The sequence below is a fragment of the Knoellia altitudinis genome, assembly GCF_042666355.1.
GTDB lineage: Bacteria > Actinomycetota > Actinomycetes > Actinomycetales > Dermatophilaceae > Knoellia > Knoellia altitudinis.
Genome location: NZ_JBHTDK010000001.1, coordinates 2,417,798 through 2,436,626, shown reverse-complemented (window position 1 = coordinate 2,436,626; position 18,829 = coordinate 2,417,798). Strand labels below are relative to the sequence as shown.

At 69.7% G+C, this 18,829-nt stretch carries 17 protein-coding genes; 5 read left to right on the top strand and 12 right to left on the bottom strand.

Annotated features, from left to right (window positions below; translation table 11 throughout):
- Window positions 1-4 precede the first annotated feature (4 nt).
- Complete coding sequence (locus ACFQW8_RS11565) at window positions 5-1,846, bottom strand: ABC-F family ATP-binding cassette domain-containing protein (protein WP_380087483.1); 1,842 nt, start codon at window positions 1,844-1,846, stop codon at window positions 5-7.
- Window positions 1,846-2,784 (bottom strand): 4-(cytidine 5'-diphospho)-2-C-methyl-D-erythritol kinase, encoded by a 939-nt coding sequence (locus ACFQW8_RS11560; protein WP_380087481.1) that lies wholly within the window; start codon window positions 2,782-2,784, stop codon window positions 1,846-1,848. The genes ACFQW8_RS11565 and ACFQW8_RS11560 overlap by 1 nt, the downstream gene beginning before the upstream one ends.
- Window positions 2,785-2,878: 94 nt before the next feature.
- Here ACFQW8_RS11560 and ACFQW8_RS11555 point away from each other — a divergent pair, with 94 nt between their 5' ends.
- On the top strand, window positions 2,879-3,886 hold the full coding sequence (locus ACFQW8_RS11555) for an NAD-dependent epimerase/dehydratase family protein (RefSeq protein WP_380087479.1): 1,008 nt from the start codon (window positions 2,879-2,881) through the stop codon (window positions 3,884-3,886).
- A gap of 116 nt (window positions 3,887-4,002) precedes the next feature.
- On the opposite strand, the gene rsmA is transcribed toward ACFQW8_RS11555, so the two are convergent.
- From rsmA to ACFQW8_RS11530, 5 genes are all read right to left on the bottom strand, one after another.
- The gene (gene rsmA, locus ACFQW8_RS11550; RefSeq protein ID WP_380087477.1) at window positions 4,003-4,866 is read right to left on the bottom strand and encodes a 16S rRNA (adenine(1518)-N(6)/adenine(1519)-N(6))-dimethyltransferase RsmA; all 864 of its coding nucleotides are present in this window, start codon (window positions 4,864-4,866) and stop codon (window positions 4,003-4,005) included.
- Between the two features lie 93 nt (window positions 4,867-4,959).
- Window positions 4,960-6,159, bottom strand: coding sequence for a ubiquitin-like domain-containing protein (locus ACFQW8_RS11545; protein ID WP_380087475.1), 1,200 nt, complete (start codon window positions 6,157-6,159; stop codon window positions 4,960-4,962).
- A 265-nt stretch (window positions 6,160-6,424) separates the two neighbouring features.
- A complete protein-coding gene (locus ACFQW8_RS11540; RefSeq protein WP_380087473.1) occupies window positions 6,425-7,273 on the bottom strand; it encodes a TatD family hydrolase in 849 nt (282 codons plus the stop codon).
- Entirely contained in the window at window positions 7,270-9,075 is a 1,806-nt protein-coding gene (gene metG, locus ACFQW8_RS11535) for a methionine--tRNA ligase (RefSeq protein WP_380087471.1), read from the bottom strand. The genes ACFQW8_RS11540 and metG overlap by 4 nt, the downstream gene beginning before the upstream one ends.
- Before the next feature lie 155 nt (window positions 9,076-9,230).
- On the bottom strand, window positions 9,231-10,022 hold the full coding sequence (locus tag ACFQW8_RS11530) for a siderophore-interacting protein (protein WP_380087469.1): 792 nt from the start codon (window positions 10,020-10,022) through the stop codon (window positions 9,231-9,233).
- A gap of 154 nt (window positions 10,023-10,176) precedes the next feature.
- On the opposite strand from ACFQW8_RS11530, the gene ACFQW8_RS11525 reads away from it, so the two are divergent.
- Entirely contained in the window at window positions 10,177-11,346 is a 1,170-nt protein-coding gene (locus ACFQW8_RS11525; protein ID WP_380087468.1) for an RtcB family protein, read from the top strand.
- Between the two features lie 85 nt (window positions 11,347-11,431).
- Here the strand turns inward: ACFQW8_RS11525 and ACFQW8_RS11520 are convergent, their stop codons facing one another.
- A complete protein-coding gene (locus tag ACFQW8_RS11520; RefSeq protein WP_380087466.1) occupies window positions 11,432-12,310 on the bottom strand; it encodes a glycerophosphodiester phosphodiesterase in 879 nt (292 codons plus the stop codon).
- Between the two features lie 171 nt (window positions 12,311-12,481).
- Here ACFQW8_RS11520 and ACFQW8_RS11515 point away from each other — a divergent pair, with 171 nt between their 5' ends.
- Window positions 12,482-13,099: a DUF4126 domain-containing protein gene (locus ACFQW8_RS11515; RefSeq protein WP_380087464.1), complete on the top strand. Its 618-nt coding sequence runs from the start codon at window positions 12,482-12,484 to the stop codon at window positions 13,097-13,099.
- Between the two features lie 36 nt (window positions 13,100-13,135).
- Here ACFQW8_RS11515 and ACFQW8_RS11510 read toward each other — a convergent pair whose 3' ends face one another.
- The gene (locus ACFQW8_RS11510; protein WP_380087462.1) at window positions 13,136-13,729 is read right to left on the bottom strand and encodes a TetR/AcrR family transcriptional regulator; all 594 of its coding nucleotides are present in this window, start codon (window positions 13,727-13,729) and stop codon (window positions 13,136-13,138) included.
- Window positions 13,730-13,837: 108 nt separating this feature from the next.
- On the opposite strand from ACFQW8_RS11510, the gene ACFQW8_RS11505 reads away from it, so the two are divergent.
- Both ACFQW8_RS11505 and ACFQW8_RS11500 read left to right on the top strand, forming a co-directional pair.
- Window positions 13,838-14,026 carry a hypothetical protein gene (locus tag ACFQW8_RS11505; RefSeq protein ID WP_380087460.1) on the top strand — a complete coding sequence of 63 codons (189 nt, stop codon included), beginning with the start codon at window positions 13,838-13,840 and terminating at the stop codon, window positions 14,024-14,026.
- A 45-nt stretch (window positions 14,027-14,071) separates the two neighbouring features.
- A complete protein-coding gene (locus ACFQW8_RS11500; RefSeq protein ID WP_380087459.1) occupies window positions 14,072-14,815 on the top strand; it encodes a CPBP family intramembrane glutamic endopeptidase in 744 nt (247 codons plus the stop codon).
- 65 nt (window positions 14,816-14,880) lie between these two features.
- On the opposite strand, the gene ACFQW8_RS11495 is transcribed toward ACFQW8_RS11500, so the two are convergent.
- From ACFQW8_RS11495 to ACFQW8_RS11485, 3 genes are all read right to left on the bottom strand, one after another.
- Window positions 14,881-15,462: a hypothetical protein gene (locus tag ACFQW8_RS11495; RefSeq protein WP_380087458.1), complete on the bottom strand. Its 582-nt coding sequence runs from the start codon at window positions 15,460-15,462 to the stop codon at window positions 14,881-14,883.
- 603 nt (window positions 15,463-16,065) lie between these two features.
- Window positions 16,066-16,809: a succinate dehydrogenase/fumarate reductase iron-sulfur subunit gene (locus ACFQW8_RS11490; protein WP_380087456.1), complete on the bottom strand. Its 744-nt coding sequence runs from the start codon at window positions 16,807-16,809 to the stop codon at window positions 16,066-16,068.
- Window positions 16,809-18,827, bottom strand: coding sequence for a fumarate reductase/succinate dehydrogenase flavoprotein subunit (locus tag ACFQW8_RS11485; protein ID WP_380087454.1), 2,019 nt, complete (start codon window positions 18,825-18,827; stop codon window positions 16,809-16,811). Before ACFQW8_RS11485 ends, ACFQW8_RS11490 begins: the two co-directional genes overlap by 1 nt.
- Window positions 18,828-18,829 lie beyond the last annotated feature (2 nt).

Sequence of the window (18,829 nt, the reverse complement as noted above, 5' to 3'; positions counted from 1 at the left end):
TCGATCAGGGTTCGAGAGTGTCGGCGGCCTCGAGCCACTCGAGCTCGAGCACCTCGCGCTCGTCGACGATCTCGCGCAGCTCCTGGTTGAGTCCGAGCACTTTGGTGTGGTCGGCGACGTGCTCGGCCATCGCCGCGTGGATGCGCTCCTCCCGCGTCGCCAGCTTCGACAGCTGCTTCTCGACGCGGGACATGACCTTGCGCGCCTCGCGCTGCTCGGCCGGGCTGGCCGACGAGACAGGCTGTGCCGCAACGTTTTCGGACTCACGCACAGCGGCAGGCGACGCACCCGCGGCAGGCGGCATCGCGGCATACGTCGGGGTGACCGTGGCGCGCAGCCGGAGGTACTCCTCGACCCCACCGGGCAGCTGGCGCACGTGGCCGTCGCCGAGGAGGGCGACCTGCTGGTCGGCGACGCGCTCGAGGAGGTAGCGGTCGTGCGACACGACGAGGAGCGTTCCCGCCCACCCGTCGAGGACGTCCTCGAGGGCGGTGAGCGTCTCGATGTCGAGGTCGTTGGTCGGCTCGTCGAGGAGCAGGACGTTGGGCTCGTCCATGAGGATCCGCAGCACCTGGAGGCGGCGCCGCTCACCACCGGACAGGTCACCGACGCGCGTCTGCTGGCGCGGTCCGGGGAAGCCCAGGCGCTTGGCCAGCGACGAGGCGGTGACCTCCTTGCCGCCGAGGACGGTGACCTTGCGGACCTCCTCGACCGCGTCGATGACTCGGCTGTTGCTGAGCCGGTCGAGCTCGCGGACGTCCTGGGTCAGGTGCCCGATGCGGACCGTGATGCCTTCCTTGCGCTTGCCGGCCGTGAGCGGGATCTCGCCCGCGATGGCGCGCAGGAGCGTCGACTTGCCGGAGCCGTTGACGCCGACGATGCCGATGCGGGCCCCGGGAGCGAGGTGCCAGGTGATGCGCTCGAGCAGGGTGCGGTCGCCGAAGGACACGGAGGCGTCGAGCAGGTCGATGACGTCCTTGCCGAGCCGGCTCGTCGCGAACGCCATGAGCTCGACGTCGTTGCGCGGCGCGGGTTCGTCCTCGATGAGGGCGTTGGCGGCGTCGATGCGGAACTTGGGCTTCGACGTGCGGGCGGGCGGGCCGCGTCGCAGCCAGGCGAGCTCCTTGCGGAGCAGGTTGTCGCGGCGCTCGGCCGTGACCTTGGCCATCCGCTCGCGCTCGGCCTTGGCCAGCACGTATGCCGCGTAACCCCCGTCGAAGCCGTTCACCTGCCCCTCGACGACCTCCCACGTGCGGGTGGCGACGGCGTCGAGGAACCACCGGTCGTGGGTGATGGCGACGAGCGCGTTGTCGGGCCGGGAGCGGTAGTTCACCAGGTGGTCGGCCAGCCAGGCGACGCCTTCGACGTCGAGGTGGTTCGTCGGCTCGTCGAGGAGCAGGACGTCGGGGTCGTCGACGAGGAGCGAGGCCAGTGCCAGACGACGACGCTCGCCACCGGACTTGCCCGCCACCGTCGACTCCAGCCCGCCGAGCGCTGGTGCGTCGAGGCCGCCGAGCAGACCGGTGAGGACGTCGCGGATGCGCGAGTCTCCCGCCCAGACGTACTCCTCGAGCTCGCCGAGCACGACCTCCCGGACGGTCGCCTCGGGGTCGAGCGTGTCGTCCTGGGTGAGGACCCCGACCGTGCCTCCGCCGAGCCGGGCCACCCGGCCACTGTCCACGGCGAGCTCACCCGCGATGACCCGCAGGAGCGTCGTCTTGCCCCCACCGTTGCGGCCGACGATGCCGATGCGGTCGCCACCCGAGACACCGAGCGAGACGCCGTCGAGCACCTGAGCAGTGCCGAGCGCGAGGGCGGCGCGCTCGACCGAGATGATGACCGCCACTAGTCGACCCGCGCCGGGATGACGTGGGCCCCGTGGACCGGCCCGATGGCCTTGCGCACCTCACGGGCCGCGCCGGTGGCGGTGAGGGCCACGGTGAGGTCGATGGCCGACTCGACGTCCTCGACGAGGAACGCGACCGTGGGGCCCGACCCGGAGACGACTCCACCGAGGGCCCCGAACTCCATGCCGCTCGCGAGCACCTCGCCCAGCTCCGGGCGCAGCGAGATCGCGGCCTCCTGGAGGTCGTTGGTGAGCTGGGGCGCCAGGACGTGCGGGTCACCCGAGCGCAGCGCGACCATGAGCTCGGAGTTGGGTTCCGGTTGCACCGCCTTCGCCTTCGCACGGTCGCGGAGCCGGTCGCACTCCGCATACACCTCCGGTGTCGGCAGACCGATGTCGCTGATCGCGAAGACCCAGTGGTAGCTGCCGCGCGCGAGAACCGGCGCCAGGCGCTCGCCCCGGCCACTGCCCACGGCGGTGCCACCCCGGATCAGGAACGGCACGTCGGAACCCAGCTCGGCGGCATACTCCTCGAGCTCCTCGGTCGACAGGGCGAGACCCCACAGGCGGTCACAGGCCACGAGGGTGGCAGCCGCGTCCGCCGAACCGCCGGCCATGCCACCGGCGACGGGGATCGACTTGGCGATCGAGACATGGACCGGGGTGTCGACTCCGATCTCGTCGGCGAGCAGACGGGCGGCGCGCATCGCGAGGTTGGTCGAGTCGGTGGGCACGGCGTCGGCGTAGGGACCGGTCACGCTGCAGGTCCAGTCGTCGTCGAGGGCCACCGTGACGTCGTCATGCAGGTTGACCGCCTGGTAGACCGTCGACAGCGTGTGGAAGCCATCCTCCCGAGGCGGTCCGACCAGCAGCTCGAGGTTGACCTTGGCGGGGACACGCACCGTGACGGGTGAGGGGTCCGAGTGGGCCGAGGTCATGTCGCCACCCTAGTCATGACGTGGTCACGCACCACATCCACGCTGTCAGCGAACACGCTCGCGCCAGGGCGTCTGGCCGAGGTCCACTGTCGGCATGCGACTTCTTGTGCTCGGTGGGACGGCCATGCTCGGACGTGCGGTGGCGGAGCAGGCCGTCGCCGACGGTCATGAGGTGACCTGTCTCGCGCGCGGCGTCGCCGGTGCCGTGCCCGAAGGCGTCCAGTGGGTGCAGGGCGACCGGGACCTCGCCGACGGGCTCGCCGGGGTCACGGACGGGGGCCGGCCCTGGGACGCGGTCATCGACGTCGCGCGCCAGCCCGGGCAGGTGCGCCGCGCGGTCGCGGCCCTCGAACCGGTCTCCGACCACTTCGTCTTCGTCTCGACGGGCAACGTGTATGCCGACCACTCCGGTCTCGCGACCGACGAGTCCGTCCCGTTGTTGTCGCCGCTGGACGGCGACGTCATGGCCGACATGAGCGTCTACGGCGAGGCCAAGGTTGCGTGCGAGGCGGCCGTGCTCGACGGCTTCGGGGCCGACCGGACGCTCATCGCCAGAGCCGGTCTCATCGGCGGACCCGGCGACGCCTCGGGTCGGTCCGGCTGGTATCCGTGGCGCTTCGCCCACCCGGCGGGGGCCGGCGGGGCCGTGCTGACTCCCGACGACCCGGACCTGCCCATGTCGATCATCGACGTGCGCGACCTGGCTGCCTGGCTCGTGCGCTGCGCCGATGGCGGGACGTCCGGGGTCTTCGATGCCTTTGGCGAGCCGGACACGTTGGGCGGGCTGCTGTCGGCGGCCCGTGAGGTCGCTGGTCACGACGGGCCCGTGGTCCCGGCCTCGGCCGCCTGGCTCGCCGAGCACGGCGTGCAGGAGTGGATGGGCGAGGACAGCCTGCCGCTGTGGGTCTCGGACCCGGACTTGCGGGGCTTCGGCTCCCACACCGGAGCTGCCGCTCGAGCAGCGGGGCTCAGGAACCGACCGGTGACGGACACGCTTCGGGACGCGGCGGCATACGAGGAGGGTCGTGAGGTGAGCGAGCCGCGACGCTGCGGACTTCGCGACGACAAGGAGCGCGAGCTTCTCCGACTGCTGGGTCACTGAGGCCGCCGCTGACGCCTGTGGTCAGGACGGATTCGCAAACCTCAGCCTCGCTCGTGAACCGGATCGATCCGGGTGGCGAGTGAGGTCATGGTTCGCGAACCGCTTCGTGTCGCGCGTCAGTGGTCGGCACGGGTGCGGTGGGCCGAGGCGATGGCGGCGAACTGGTGGACGTCGAGCTGCTCCCCGCGGGTGCGCGGGTCGATGCCCGCCGCGACGAGCGCGGCCTCGGCTGCCTGCGGTGAGCCGGCCCAGCCCGCGAGAGCGGCTCGAAGAGTCTTGCGTCGTTGCGCGAAGGCGGCGTCGACGCAGGCGAACACCTCTTCACGGGCGGCGTCGGTCGGTGGTGCGTCGCGCCGGACGAGCTTGACCAGGCCGGAGTCGACGTTGGGAACCGGCCAGAACACCGACCGGCTGACGTTGCCGGCCAGTGCCACGTCGGCATACCAGGCAGCCTTGACGCTCGGCACGCCGTAGATCTTGGATCCCGGCCTGGCCGCGAGCCGTTCGGCGACCTCGAGCTGCACCATGACGAGGATGCGCTCGAGCGTGGGGAAGCGCTCGAGGAAGCTGAGGACGACCGGCACCGAGATGTTGTAGGGCAGGTTGGCGACGAGCGCGGTCGGAGCCTCACCGGGCAGCTCCTCCACCCGGAGGGCGTCGGCGTGCACGACGGTGAGCCGGTCCGCGACACCGGGAGCCACGGTCTGGACCGTCCCGGGGAGGGCGTCGGCCAGGGTCGGGTCGACCTCGACCACGGTCACGTGCCGAGCCACCGGCAGCAGCGCCAGGGTCAGCGAGCCCAGACCCGGGCCGATCTCGACCACGACGTCGTCCGGGCCGACACCGGCCACCCGCACGATGCGCTGGACGGTGTTGGCGTCGATGACGAAGTTCTGCCCCCAGGACTTCGTGGGGCGGATGTCGAAGCGGGCCGCGAGCTCGCGGATCTGGGCGGCTCCCAGGAGCCCTGACGACGACATGGCCGCCACCTTAGGGCGTGACGGACCCGCTGACACACCGAGGCCGTGCGCCCACCGAAGTGGGACACACGGCCTCGAGGGGGTCGCTCAGGGTCAGGCGGCGTGGCCGCAACCCCATGGCTGGAGACCACGGTCCGCGTAGACGCGGTTGGCGACGGTGATCTGCTCGGCCCGCGACGCGAGGTCGGCGCGGGAGGCGAAGTCGCCACCACCGGCACCGAGCCAGGTGCGGATGTCGAACTGCAGACCGCCGTAGTAGCCGTTGCCGGTGTTGATCGACCAGTTGCCACTGGACTCACACTCGGCGATGCGGTCCCACATGGCGGCGTTGCTGAGGTTGATGCCCGCGCCCGAGGTGTTGCCGGGAGACGGAGCGGGAGCCGGGGCCGAGCGGGTCTCCGGCTCGGGGTCCGGGGTGCTGGACGGAGCCGAGGGCTTGGGGGCCACGGGCTCGGGCTTGGCCTTGGTGCCGACCGCGATGACCTCGGTCACGGGAGCGCTGGTGACCTTGCGGCCGAGGATCCGGTCGCCGGCGGGCCTGCCGTCGACGAGGGTCCGGAGCACGTCGAACGACCGGGTGCCGTCCTTGCCCTCGGTGACGACCTTGCGGGTGCCCTCGAGGAGCGAGGCGTCCTTCTTGGTCCTCGTCGTGTGGTCGATCTCCTGCGTGGTCCTCAGCCGCTGCTGCGAGACCCGCTGCACGGTCACGGCCAGGCCGTTCCGGAGCGGTGTCGTGGCGGTCGGCGAAACGCGGTCGTCCTTGTCGTGCTTCACGCCGAGCTCACGCAGGGCGTCAGCGACGGTCGCGGACGTGGAGGTGTGCGACAACTTCTTCTTGTCGACGCTGACGGTCACGGCCTTGGGGGTGACCAGGCTCAGGGCGAGACCCTGGCGGCCGAGCGCCTGTGAACGCGAGGCGGAGAGCTTGGCGTTGCTGCCGGCGCGGATGTCGAGATCGCGGAGCGCGGCGTCGACGGTGGTGGCCGTCGTCCAGTACTCCTTCTTGACACCGTCGATGGTCACGATGAGCTTGCGCCCATAACGCACCGAGATGGTGTCACCGTCCTCCAGCGGCGAACCGACGGAGGGGACGACCTGGTCGTGCTCGCCGACCTTGATGCCCTTCTTGGCGAGCGCGTCGCCCACGGTCGAGCCGAAGACGTGCAGCGACGAGGTCTGGCCGTCGACGGACACCGCGACAGCCTTGTCGAGGTGGGCGACGCCGAAGGATCCGGCGGCGACCGTGAGTGCCGCGGCACCTTGGGCAGCGAGACGCAGGGGACGAGAAATCAAGAGGGCTCCGATGATCGAACTCTCCGGATACCAGGACGAGCGACAGTCCCTCAGGGAGGACTGCGGGCCCCCAGGGGAGGAGTCCCGACAACAGGAGAGCGAGGTCCACAGGCGTCACCGCCAGCGTCCTCGCCCCTGCTTCCGCCCGGAGCCCAGCTCCGGCCAACTCATCCACCATGACCAGAAATCGGGCAAAGGTCAAATTTCGGTAACGGCGAGATGGCCCGGAGGTGTCACCGGTGAGGCGCCTGTGACATGTGGGGTCTCACCACGGTCCGTAGACGCGCTCCGAGTTCGCCGAGAGCGCCGCACAGAGCGTGGGCACCGCCACGCCCAGGGTCGCCGCCATCGCCCGCACCGTCAACGGCACGAGGTGGGGGGCGTTGATCGCGCCACGCCAGGGGTGCGGAGTGAGGTAGGGCGCATCGGTCTCGACGAGCAGCCGGTCCAGCGGAACCACCGAGAGGGCGTCGCGCAGTCCGTGGGCGTTCTTGAAGGTCACGGTGCCGGCGAAGGACAGGTGGTAGCCCCGCTCCACACACTCCTGCGCCATGGTCAGGTCACCCGAGAAGCAGTGCAGCACAGTCGAATCCGGCGCACCCTCCTCCTCGAGGATGCGCAACACGTCGTCGTGGGCGTCGCGGTCGTGGATCTGGAGGGCCTTGCCCAGTCGCTTGGCCAGGTCGATGTGCCAGCGGAAGCTGTCGTGCTGCACGTCCCGTCCCTCGGGGCCGGTCCGGAAGTAGTCGAGCCCGGTCTCGCCGATGACCCTCACCCTGGGGTGCTGGGCCAGCTCCTCGATCTCGGCGTATGCCGCGTCGAGGCTTCCGCTCTCCGCGAGAGCGGGCACCTCGTTGGGGTGCAGGGCCACGCCACCGAGCATCGCGGCATACGTGTCGAGCATCTCGATCGTGGCGCGAGCTCCCGGGAGGTCACAGCCGATCTGGACGACACGGTCGACACCGACCGCCCTCGCCCTGGCGAGAAGGTCGGCGATGTCGACCGGCACACCCTCGCGCTCGATGTCGAGGTGGGCGTGGTTGTCGACGACGGCGATGGGCAGTGGGTCGGGCAGGTCCGGGACCCCCCTCGTCGAGGTGGTCGCGGTGGTCACGGCTGCTCGAGCCTCGCGAGCTCCTCCTCGACGATCGACTCGTCGAGCTTGACGAACACCCCGGTCGGCTTGGCGATCGGCGCCCCGACGGCCACCGGGCGCGACTCCCAGCTCGGGGTCGCGCTGTAGTCCCCGGTGATGATCGGGTAGGTCCGGTCCTTGTCGGCCTCGTCCAGCCCGTGGACGTCCTCGACAACCGGCATCGGGACGAACTCGCCCTGGCCTCCGATGAACGCGTGCACCCGGTTGGCGGCGTGCGGCAGGAACGGCGCGAGGATGGTGTTGAGGTCGCTGACGCACTGGATCAGGGTGTGCAGCACGGTGGCGAGGCGGTCGCGCTGGTCGTCGCCCTTGAGCTTGAACGGCTCGGTGTCCGTGACGTACTTGTTGACGTCGCCGACCGCCCGCATCGCCTCGCCCACCGCGGCCTTGATGCGCTGCCTGGCGAGCAGGTCACCCACCGTGTCGAAGGCCCGGAGCGTCGCGTCGCGCACGGCCTCGTCGACGGGCTCGAGCTCGCTCGGCGCCGGGATCTCGCCGAAGCTCTTGGCGATCATCGCGCCGGTGCGGTTGACGAGGTTGCCCCAGCCTGCGACGAGCTCGGAGTTGTTGCGCTGGACGAACTCGGCCCAGGTGAAGTTGCTGTCCTGGTTCTCCGGTCCGGCTGCACAGATGAAGTAGCGGATCGGGTCGGGGCCGTAGCGGTCAAGAACGTCGCGCAGGTGGATGACATGGCCGCGGCTCGAGCTGAACTGCTTGCCCTCCATGGTGAGGTACTCGCTGCTCACGACCTCGGTGGGGAGGTTGAGCTCGCCGTACTTCCCCGGCTGACCACCCTTGGCGCCGCGACCGGCATACGCCAGGAGCTCGGCCGGCCAGATCTGGGCGTGGAAGGTGATGTTGTCCTTGCCCATGAAGTAGTAGGAGAGCGCCTCGGGGTCGTTCCACCACTCGCGCCAGCGGTCGGGCTCACCCAGCCGACGGGCCCACTCGATGGACGCGGACAGGTAGCCGATGACCGCGTCGAACCAGACGTAGAGCCGCTTGGTGGGCAGCTCGCGCCACCCGTCGATCGGCACGGGGATGCCCCAGTCGAGGTCGCGGGTCATGGCCCGGGGGCGCAGCTCCTCGACGATGTTGAGGCTGAACTTGATGACGTTGGGACGCCAGGTCCCGGTCGCTTCGCGGCCACGGAGGTAGCCCTCGAGTGCCTCGGCGAGCGCCGGCAGGTCGAGGAAGAAGTGCTGGGTCTCGACGAACTTCGGGGTCTCGCCGTTGATCCGGCTCTTCGGGTCGATGAGGTCCGTGGGCTCGAGCTGGTTGCCACAGTTGTCGCACTGGTCGCCGCGTGCCTCGCCGTAGCCGCACACCGGGCAGGTGCCCTCGATGTAGCGGTCCGGAAGCGTGCGTCCGGTGCTCGGGCTGATGGCCCCGAGCTGGGTCTGCTCGACCATGTAGCCGTTGGCGTGGACCTGGGTGAACAGCTCCTGCACCACGGCGTAGTGGTTGGCCGTCGTGGTGCGCGTGTAGAGGTCGTAGGAGCAGCCGAGGTCGGCGAGCTCGCGGGCGATGACCTCGTGGTTGCGGTCGACGAACTCCTGCGGGGTGACGCCTTCTCGCTCCGCCTGGACGAGGATCGGCGTGCCGTGCTCGTCACTGCCGCTGACGACGAGGACGTCGTGGCCGGCCATCCGCGAGTACCTGCTGAACACGTCCGGGGGGACGCCGATCCCGGCCACGTGGCCGAGGTGGCGGGGACCGTTGGCGTACGGCCAGGCGACAGCAGACAGGATTTTGCTCACTGCTGAATCCTAGGCCGCGCACGCAACCGCGTTTGCCGCCGTCCGGACGCCACCGCCCGTCGAGACGACCAGGTCTTCCCCAGGCGACCAGTCAGGAATGGTCTCCTCGCGAAGGACTGGTCGCCTCAGCGTCGAGGCGTGGGTATGCCGTCCGCTCAGCCCTGTGACTCGGCTGCGGCGAGCTCGGACTTCCAGTCCCGGAAGCCCTCCTCGGTGCGGCCCTGGCGCCAGTAGCCCGAGATCGACACCTGCTCGCGGTCGAGCCCGCGCTCGCCCAGCAGGTGGGGACGGATGCCGTGCATCACCGCATTGCCCTCACCGTGGACGAAGGCGTGCACGCGGCCCTCCAGCCAGTCGAGTCCGCGGATGGCCTCGACGAGGTCTCCCCCACCTTCGCGGTGGATGAAGGTGAGCTCGGCTCCAGGGGGTCGTGCCAGGTGCAGCTCAGCGTCGGGACCGTCGACGAGCAGGAGGATGCGCGCCACGGCGTCGGGTGCCAGAGCAGCCAGCGCTGCGGTGATCGCAGGGATGGCCGACTCGTCACCCGCCAACAGGTGCCAGTCGGCGTCGGGGTCCGGGCGGTAGCCGCCGCCCGGGCCGTTGGCGAGCAGCGTGTCGCCCGGTTGCGCCATTGCCGCCCAGGGGCCGGCCACGCCCTCGTCGCCGTGCACCACGAAGTCGATCGCGAGCGTCCCGGCCTCGACGTCCGGGAAGAGCGCCGTGTAGGTCCGCACCACCGGGAGGTCCTCGGGTGGGATCGTCCCGCGCAGCGCCCTCATGTCGAGAGGCTCGGGGTAGCTGACACCCGGCTTGGGGAAGACCAGCTTCACGTAGCGGTCGGTCGACTCGTTGCCCTCGAACGCCGTGAGGTCTTCGCTGCGGAACCACAGCCGGCGCAGGCGTGGGGTCAGCTGCTCGGCGTTGGTGACGGTGAGGTGCGTGGCCACGAGGTCTCCTCAGGTTGGGTTCGACCAACCCAACTCTGCGCCATTAATCGCTGGCTCCGTCCACCGGGCACCTGTCAGGCTTCCCGACGGCCCGCCGCCAGAACGGCACTCACGGGTGACACGCAACCAGCACGACGCCACCAGGAGGTGCGCGATGAAGCAGATCACTCCCCGGCTCATGAACTGGGCCTCAGTCCTCGAACCTTCGACCCGGGAGCAGGCGGAGCGCACCTCCGAGCTCCCCTTCGTCTTCCCACACCTCGCGCTGATGCCGGACGCCCACCTCGGGCTGGGCGCGACGGTCGGCTCGGTCATCCCAACGGAGCGGGCCATCATCCCGGCTGCCGTCGGTGTCGACATCGGCTGCGGCATGATCGCCGTGCTCACCCAGTTCACCAAGGACGACCTTGGTGACCGGTCCCTCGCTCCCCTGCGGGAGTCGATCGAGCGGTCCATCCCGGTGTCGGCCGGTGCCGCGAACAAGAACGTCGTCGCCACCGCAGAGCCGCGGGTTGCCGAGCTTGCCGCGACGGCGTCCGAGGCCGGGTTCGACCCGACTCAGCGGGCCGGCAGGTGGCGGGAACAGCTCGGGACGCTGGGATCGGGCAACCACTTCATCGAGGTGAGCCTCGACGAGCAGGACCGGGTCTGGGCGTTCCTCCACTCCGGTTCACGAGGTGTCGGCAACAAGATCGCCCAGCACCACATCGCCATCGCCCGTCAGCTCATGGACCGCTACTGGATCACCCTCCCCGACCGGGACCTCGCCTACCTCGTCGAGGGCACGGACGAGTTCTGGGCCTACATCCGGGAGCTCCGGTGGGCGCAGCACTACGCCCTGCTCAACCGGGAGGAGATGATGGACCGGGTCCTGCGGCAGGTCGGCGAGTTCGTCGGGACGCCGGTCGACGAGCAGGAGCGGGTCAACTGCCACCACAACTTCACCCAGCAGGAGAAGCACTGGGGCAGGCAGCTCTGGGTCTCCCGGAAGGGCGCCATCGAGGCCAAGGTGGGTCAGCTCGGCCTCATCCCGGGCTCGATGGGTACGCGGTCCTACGTCGTCGAAGGACTCGGCAACGCGATGTCGCTCAACTCTGCGCCGCACGGTGCCGGACGGCTGTTCTCACGGAGCAGGGCCCGGAAGACGTTCACCCGGGACGAGCTGCGGGAGGCGATGGTCGGCATCGAGTACAAGGACTCCGACGCGTTCATCGACGAGATCCCGGGCGCCTACAAGGACATCGACCAGGTCATGACCGACGCCGCTGACCTGGTCAAGGTTCGGCACACGCTTCGGCAGATCGTCAACGTCAAGGGCGACTGACCCAGGCCCACGACCCACGTATGCCGTGTGGTCCCGACGACGGGACCACACGGCATACGCGATTGTCCCTGTGCGAGAGGGGAACTCAGCCGCGCAGGATCTCCTCGAGGACCTGCGGGTAGTTCGTGATGATGCCGTCGACACCCCAGCGGATGGCGCGCTGCATGTCCTGACCACCGTTGACGGTCCAGACGTTCGTCTCGAGACCGAGCTGGTGGATGCGGGCGACGTCGGACTCCTGGATGACACCCAGGGCCGGGTTGACCTGGTCGGCCCACTGGGCAGCGAGGGTGAGGTCGACCTCGGTCGGGCGGGTTCCAAAGAGCAGCCCCACGGGCACGTCCGGTGCGAGGTCGGCGTACGAGCGCAGCCACACGTGGTTGAACGACTGCATCGTCACGCGACCCGCCTTGACCGCCCTCTGGAACTCGCCCATCGAGCGCAGCTCCTTGTCGATGTCCCGCTCGATGCCGGGGTAGAGCTCGGGCAGCTTGGCCTCCATGAGCATGCCGGCGCGTTGGCCGACCGCGGCGACCCACTCGCGCAGGGTGGGGACGCGCTCCCCCGCGAACTGCGGCGCGAACCACGATCCGGCGTCGAGGCGCTTGACCTCGGCGAGCGTGAACGTGCCCACGTCGTAGGACAGGCGGCCCGGGAAGACCTGTTCGACGTCCGTCGTCCTGGCCAGGCTCGCGTCGTGCAGGATGACGAGCTTGCCGTCCTTGGTGCGCTGGATGTCGTTCTCGATGACGTCCGCGCCCTGGGCGAGTCCGAGGCGGATGGCGGCGATCGTGTTCTCGGGCGCTGCGCCGGACGAGCCCCGGTGCGCGATGTTGGCGACGTCGGGACGCGGGGCGGCCTCGCCCGCCGGCGCCAGGGTGACGCCGAGGCCGAGCGCGACGAAGGTTGCGGCGATGGCGCGCAGGCTGAGGGCAAGACGGGCGACGTGGGCCAGTCGGGACATGGGGACGTGCTCCTCACAAGACAAGATCTCGGTATGCCGTGTGCTCACGACCCCCCGACCCTCGCCGTCGCGGGTGACCCGCGCGTGAAGCGAATGTGGCCGCCCGGCATCGAGTAGACATGTCCTCGACGGTCAAGTCGCCGTCGGGGACGTCACTCAGGAGGTAGGCACGTGATCGCCGCACTGACCGGCATGGGGTTGTCCGCCGCCGCCGGCCTCAACGCCTACATCCCGTTCATGATCGTCGCGCTCATCGCCCGCTTCACCGACGTCATCACGCTGCCCGAGAGCTTCGCGTGGATCGAGTCGCCGTGGGCGATCGGCGTCGGCGCGCTGCTGCTCCTCACCGAGCTCGTCCTCGACAAGATCCCCGCCATCGACACGGTCAACGACGCGGTCCAGACGTTCATCCGGCCGAGCATGGGCGGGCTCATCTTCGCGGCGACGACGGCGGCCGAGGACATCGACCGGTCGACCTGGATGGGTGACAACCCCTGGGTCGGCGTCGTCCTCGGCATCCTCGTGTCCGGCCTCGTCCACTCCGGCAAGATGGCCGCGCGTCCGGCCATCAACGCCGGCACGCTCGGCGCCGGAGCACCGCTGGTGTCGACGGCCGAGGACGGTGCGTCGCTCGGGCTGTCACTCGTCGCGATCTTCATCCCGATCCTCGTGATCTTCGCCCTCATCGGCCTCGCCTGGCTGCTCGTGTGGATGTGGCTCAGGGTCCGCAGGTGGAGGAGGCGGCGACTCGAACGCGGCGGTGCGGACCCGGCATACCCGCGCGTCTGAAGACATCGCCGCGCGACACGCGCCTCGTCAGGAACGTCAGCGGTCGGCGTGCAGCCCACGCACGAGCATGGGCACTGCTGCCCTGACGAAGTCCTCACGCTTGTCCGCCGGCATGCGCGTGGCCGAGCCGAGCACGCCCTCGAGCGCCGCGACGGCGACCGAGGCGCGGATGCCTGAGTCGGTGCTGCCGCCGGCCTCGGAGATGCCGGCCACCAGCGTGTCGAGGCCGGCACGCCAGTTCTGGAAGACCTTCATGAGCTCCGGGCGACGCACGGCCTCGAGGGAGAGCTCCCCTTGCGTGCGAACCACCTGCGGCCGCTCCAGCCAACGCAGGAGCAGGTCCGTGGCCTCGTGGGCCAGGGCGTCGGTGTCGTCGGCATGGGTCGAGGCAAGCGACGCCATCTCGTCGACGTCGCGCGACATGCTCGCGGCGACGTGCTCGGCCAGACCGATGAGCAGCGCCTCGCGAGAGCGGTAGTAGGCCGAGCAGGTGCCCTCGGGCAGGCCCGCCCGCGCATCGACCGAGCGGTGGGTGAGGCCGCGCAGACCCAGGTCGGCCACGACCTCGGTGGCCGCCGCGAGCAGCTCGGCCCGCCGCCCCGATGCGGCGGGAGTCTCACGTGGGGTCATCGCGCCATTGTGCCGGTCGACGTCCCGGCTGACCGGCTGACCCGGGTTGCGGCTCGGGTTTCTACAGATGTAGAATTCTACACACGTAGAAACGAAAGGGGGCCCCTCATGGGCCAGCTCACCGACCTCGCGATCATCACCACCTACCTCACCGTCCTCGTCGGCGTTGCCGGGCTCCTCGTCGTCGGGCTCACTGCCTTCGTCGTCCTGCCCGCACTGCTCGAGTCGCGCACCCTGCGCCGTAGCCGCCGGCTCAGCATCCCGGCGTTCTACTTCCGCACCGCCGCCTCGCACTGACCCACCGCGCGCTGACCCTCAGCGAGGCGCCATAGGCTGCGCCCCATGCGCCGCCAACACCTCGTCGAGACGTGGTTGGTGCTCGGTGTCTCGCTCGGGGCGTCGGCCATCTGGAGCGCGCTGTCACTCATCCGCAAGCTCACGGCCGAGGTCTCGCTGAGCAGGCAGACGACCGCCATGAACTCGTCGGTGACGCCGGACCGGCCATGGCTCGACCTGGCCTACCAGCTCGTTGGGATCGCCCTGGCGCTCGTGCCCGTCCTCCTGGCCCTGCACCTGCTGTCTCGCGATGACGGGCGTGCCCGCTTCGCCATCGGCTGGGACTGGACGCGACCCGCTCAGGACCTCGTGCGGGGACTCGGACTGGCGGCCCTCGTCGGGATCCCCGGACTGGGCCTGTATGCCGCCGCCCGGGCTCTCGACCTCAACACCACCATCGCTGCGGCGAACCTCACCGACGTGTGGTGGGCCGTGCCCGTGCTGGTCCTGGCCGCCGCCCAGAACGCCATCCTCGAGGAGGTGGTGATGATCGGCTACCTCTTCACCCGCTGGTCACAGGCGGGCTGGTCGACGTCGGGAATCATCGTGTCCTCAGCCCTGATCCGCGGCTCCTATCACCTGTACCAGGGCTTCGGTGGATTCGTCGGCAACGCCGTCATGGGACTGCTCTTCGGCTGGCTCTACACCAGGACCAAGCGCGTCGGACCACTCGTCGTCGCCCACACGGTGCTGGATGTCGTGGCCTTCGTCGGGTATGCTCTGCTCAAGGACCACCTCAGCTGGCTCTGACGCAGCCCACGGCTCACCAGTCGGGGGACCTGTGACGGGTCGGGGCGTCTGGCCACCCCGACCCGTCACGCAACCCCCGACTGGTCCCCGCGGTCGAACCAGGTCGAGCGCCGCTCGGGCCGAACACCCTTCTCGGCCAGGATGGCGAGCAGCTGTTGCGGCCTCACGAGGTCGGTCCACACCCAGCGGGCCACCTCCGTCTGGCGCCGCAGCCGGTCTTCACACTTCTTCTCGGCCCACAGCACCCGGCCCGCCTCGTAGTGGCTTGCACCGGCCGGAATGCGGTACTTCATTCTGCCGTCGAACTCGCCGACCGTCCCCTCCCACCAGAAGTCGACGTCGCCCACGTGGCCGTCCTCGTCGGTGAAGGACACCTGCAGCCGCGGCCTGGGGACCAGCAGCCGGAACATCTGCACGCGCGAGAAGCTCTCCGCAGGCGACATGCTCAACCCGTCAGCCAGACTCACCGCCGTCGTGGCCAAAGCCCGCCCACGGGCTCTTGCCGGCACGAGGTCCACCTCGGCGGCGAGCTCGTCGCGGGTGCACATCGAGTGTCGAAGGCAGTAGTCGGCAGCGGTCACGGCGTCCTGCAGGGTGCCGTGACGCGCGAGGTCGACGACGGTTCGGGCCGGCGGGGTGACAAGCACACCGTTGACGAGTCACCCACCGACTCGCGCCCAAGCAGCGGGCGGAGGACCGACGAACCGCTCACGCCACGGCGCGTGACGAGATGCCGCACCCTCCTGGGCCAGGTGCTGATCCGAGGGATTCCGAGGACCGCGGCTGCCGACTCCCCAGCGAACCGGACCGCCTCTCCCTTGAGATGGGTGAGGGCCGTGGCGTGCACGAGGGCGGCGTGGCGGTCCACGGGGTTCAGGTCCTCGAAGCTCGACTCCGGCAGCCACACCCCCGTCCGGATCTGCCGCCATCCGCCACGACGGGGATCGATCCCCAGGCGACGCAGGTCGGACGTCCGGCGGAGCAGGCCGGGATCGAACGGCGGGTGGCGGGGAGGTCCGAGCATCTGCCGAGGATGGCAGGATCCGCTGGCCAAGCCGAAGAGTTGTCCCCAGGGCGCTTGCCCGCTTGTCACCAGTCGGGGCCGCTGTGACGGGTCGGGGCCTGGATGCACCCCGACTCGTCACTGAACCCCCGACTGGTGGGGGCGGGATGGCGAGGGGACACGCGAACGCGAGCGGGCGGCATACCGAGAACGATCCGGTATGCCGCCCGCTCAGCTGTCCGAGGTGTCAGCGGCCGTTCTTGAGGGCGGTGCGCAGGTCGAGGTTGAGCTGGCTGATGACGTCCTGCGGGATGCCCTTGGGGCACGCGCTCGTGCACGCACCGATGTTGGTGCAGCCACCGAAGCCCTCGTGGTCGTGCTGGTTGACCATGGAGACGACGCGGGCGTCGCGCTCGGGCTGACCCTGGGGCAGCTCACCGAGGTGGGTGATCTTGGCGCCGAGGAAGAGCATGCCGCTGGCGTTGGGGCAGGCTGCGACGCAGGCACCACAGCCGATGCACTCGGCGGCCATGAACGCCCGGTCGGCCTTGTCCTTGGGCACGGGCGTGGCATGGGCGTCGGGGGCGGAGCCGGTGTTGGCCGAGATGTAGCCGCCCGCCTGGATCATGCGGTCGAGCGAACCGCGGTCGACGACGAGGTCACGGATGACCGGGAACGCCTCGGCGCGCCACGGCTCCACCGTGATGGTGTCGCCGTCCTTGAACGAGCGCATGTGCAGCTGGCAGGTCGTCGTCCGCTCGGGTCCGTGCGCGTGGCCGGAGATCATCAGGCCACACATGCCGCAGATGCCCTCGCGACAGTCGCTGTCGAACGCGATCGGCTCGTCGCCCTGGGCGTTGAGCGTCTCGTTGAGGACGTCGAGCATCTCCAGGAAGGACATGTCCGGGCTGATGTCGGCCACCTGGTAGGTGACGAGGCCGCCCTTGTCGTCGGGGCCGGTCTGGCGCCAGATCTTGAGAGTGAGGTCCATTACTTGTAGCTCCGCTGCTTCAGCTTGATGAACTCGTACACGAGGTCTTCCTTGTGGAGGACGGGGGCGCCCATCCCGGCGCCGACCCCCTCGGTCTCGCCTGGAGGCGTGAACTCCCAGGCCGCGACGTAGGCGTACTCGTCGTCGTGACGCAGGGCCTCACCGTCCTCGGTCTGCGACTCCGCCCGGAAGTGACCGCCACAGGACTCGCGGCGGTGCAGGGCGTCGATGCACATGAGCTCGCCGAGCTCGAGGAAGTCGGCGACACGGCCGGCCTTCTCAAGGGACTGGTTGAGGGTGTTGGCGGCGCCGAGCACGCGCACGTTGCGCCAGAACTCGTCGCGCAGGCCCTTGATGAGGTCGATGGCCTTGAGCAGGCCCTCCTCGCTGCGCTCCATGCCGCAGTACTCCCACATGATGTTGCCGAGCTCGCGGTGGAACGAGTCGACGCTGCGCTCACCGTTGATGGCGAGGAGGCGCTCGGTGCGCTGCTCGACCTCGGCGCGAGCGGCCACGACCGAGGGGCTGTCCTCGGTGAGCGGCGCGAGCGAGCCGGTCGCGAGGTAGTCGCGGATCGTGTTGGGGAGGACGAAGTAGCCGTCGGCCAGACCCTGCATGAGGGCCGAGGCGCCGAGCCGGTTGGCGCCGTGGTCGGAGAAGTTGGCCTCGCCGGCGACGAACAGGCCCGGGATGGACGACGACAGGTCGTAGTCGACCCAGAGGCCACCCATGACGTAGTGGACCGCCGGGTAGATGCGCATCGGCGTCTCGTAGGGGTTCTCACCGGTGATCCGGGCATACATGTCGAAGAGGTTGCCGTACTTCTCCTCGACGGCCGCTCGGCCCAGACGCTCGATGGCGTCGGCGAAGTCGAGGTAGACGCCGCGCCGGAAGTCACCGACGACCGGGCCGACACCGCGACCCTCGTCGCACACGTTCTTGGCCTGGCGCGAGGCGATGTCACGGGGAACGAGGTTGCCGAAGGAGGGGTAGATGCGCTCGAGGTAGTAGTCGCGGTCCTCCTCGGCGATGTCCACCGCTGCCTTGTCGCAGTCCTCGCGCTTCTTGGGCACCCAGATGCGACCGTCGTTGCGCAGCGACTCCGACATGAGCGTCAGCTTCGACTGGTGCTCACCGGAGACGGGGATGCAGGTCGGGTGGATCTGCGTGTAGCAGGGGTTGGCCATGAGGGCGCCCTTGCGGTGCGCCCGCCACGTCGCAGTGACGTTGGAGCCCATCGCGTTGGTGGACAGGAAGAAGACGTTGCCGTAGCCACCGGAGGCCAGCACGACGGCGTCGGCGAGGTGGGTCTGGATCTCGCCGGTGACGAGGTCGCGCGCGATGATGCCGCGCGCTCGACGGTCGGCTCCCTCGCCGTCGACGATGACCTCGAGCATCTCGTGCCGGGTGAACTGCTCGACCGTGCGTGCGGCGACCTGGCGCTCGAGCGCCTGGTAGGCGCCGATCAGGAGCTGCTGGCCCGTCTGGCCACGCGCATAGAACGTGCGCGACACCTGGACGCCACCGAAGGACCGGTTGTCGAGCAGCCCGCCGTACTCACGGGCGAACGGCACACCCTGCGCCACGCACTGGTCGATGATGTTGGCGCTGACCTCGGCCAGGCGATAGACGTTGGACTCGCGGGAGCGGTAGTCGCCACCCTTGACCGTGTCGTAGAAGAGGCGCTGGACCGAGTCGCCGTCCTCCTTGTAGTTCTTGGCGGCGTTGATGCCACCCTGCGCGGCGATTGAGTGGGCCCGGCGCGGGGAGTCCTGGAAGCAGAAGGACTTCACGTGGTAGCCGGCCTCACCGAGCGTTGCGGCGGCAGCGCCACCCGCCAGTCCGGTGCCGACGATGATCACCGACATCTTGCGTCGGTTCGCCGGGTTGACCAGGGACGCCTCGAACTTGCGACGCGTCCACTTCTTCTCGATCGGGCCGTCCGGTGCCTTGTGGTCGTGGATGGAGGAGCCCTCGGTGTAGATGCCCTGGGCGAGGCCGGCGTTCTTCTTAGTCATGG

Bases quoted from the DNA above. Each gene is read 5' to 3' on its own strand.
- ACFQW8_RS11490 (WP_380087456.1), bottom strand. From the start codon at position 16,809: ATGGACCTCACTCTCAAGATCTGGCGCCAGACCGGCCCCGACGACAAG.
- rsmA (WP_380087477.1), bottom strand. From the start codon at position 4,866: ATGTCGTCGTCAGGGCTCCTGGGAGCCGCCCAGATCCGCGAGCTCGCG.
- ACFQW8_RS11560 (WP_380087481.1), bottom strand. From the start codon at position 2,784: ATGACCTCGGCCCACTCGGACCCCTCACCCGTCACGGTGCGTGTCCCC.
- ACFQW8_RS11525 (WP_380087468.1), top strand. From the start codon at position 10,177: ATGAAGCAGATCACTCCCCGGCTCATGAACTGGGCCTCAGTCCTCGAA.
- ACFQW8_RS11500 (WP_380087459.1), top strand. From the start codon at position 14,072: ATGCGCCGCCAACACCTCGTCGAGACGTGGTTGGTGCTCGGTGTCTCG.
- ACFQW8_RS11510 (WP_380087462.1), bottom strand. From the start codon at position 13,729: ATGACCCCACGTGAGACTCCCGCCGCATCGGGGCGGCGGGCCGAGCTG.
- ACFQW8_RS11520 (WP_380087466.1), bottom strand. From the start codon at position 12,310: ATGTCCCGACTGGCCCACGTCGCCCGTCTTGCCCTCAGCCTGCGCGCC.
- ACFQW8_RS11485 (WP_380087454.1), bottom strand. From the start codon at position 18,827: ATGACTAAGAAGAACGCCGGCCTCGCCCAGGGCATCTACACCGAGGGC.
- ACFQW8_RS11555 (WP_380087479.1), top strand. From the start codon at position 2,879: ATGCGACTTCTTGTGCTCGGTGGGACGGCCATGCTCGGACGTGCGGTG.
- ACFQW8_RS11505 (WP_380087460.1), top strand. From the start codon at position 13,838: ATGGGCCAGCTCACCGACCTCGCGATCATCACCACCTACCTCACCGTC.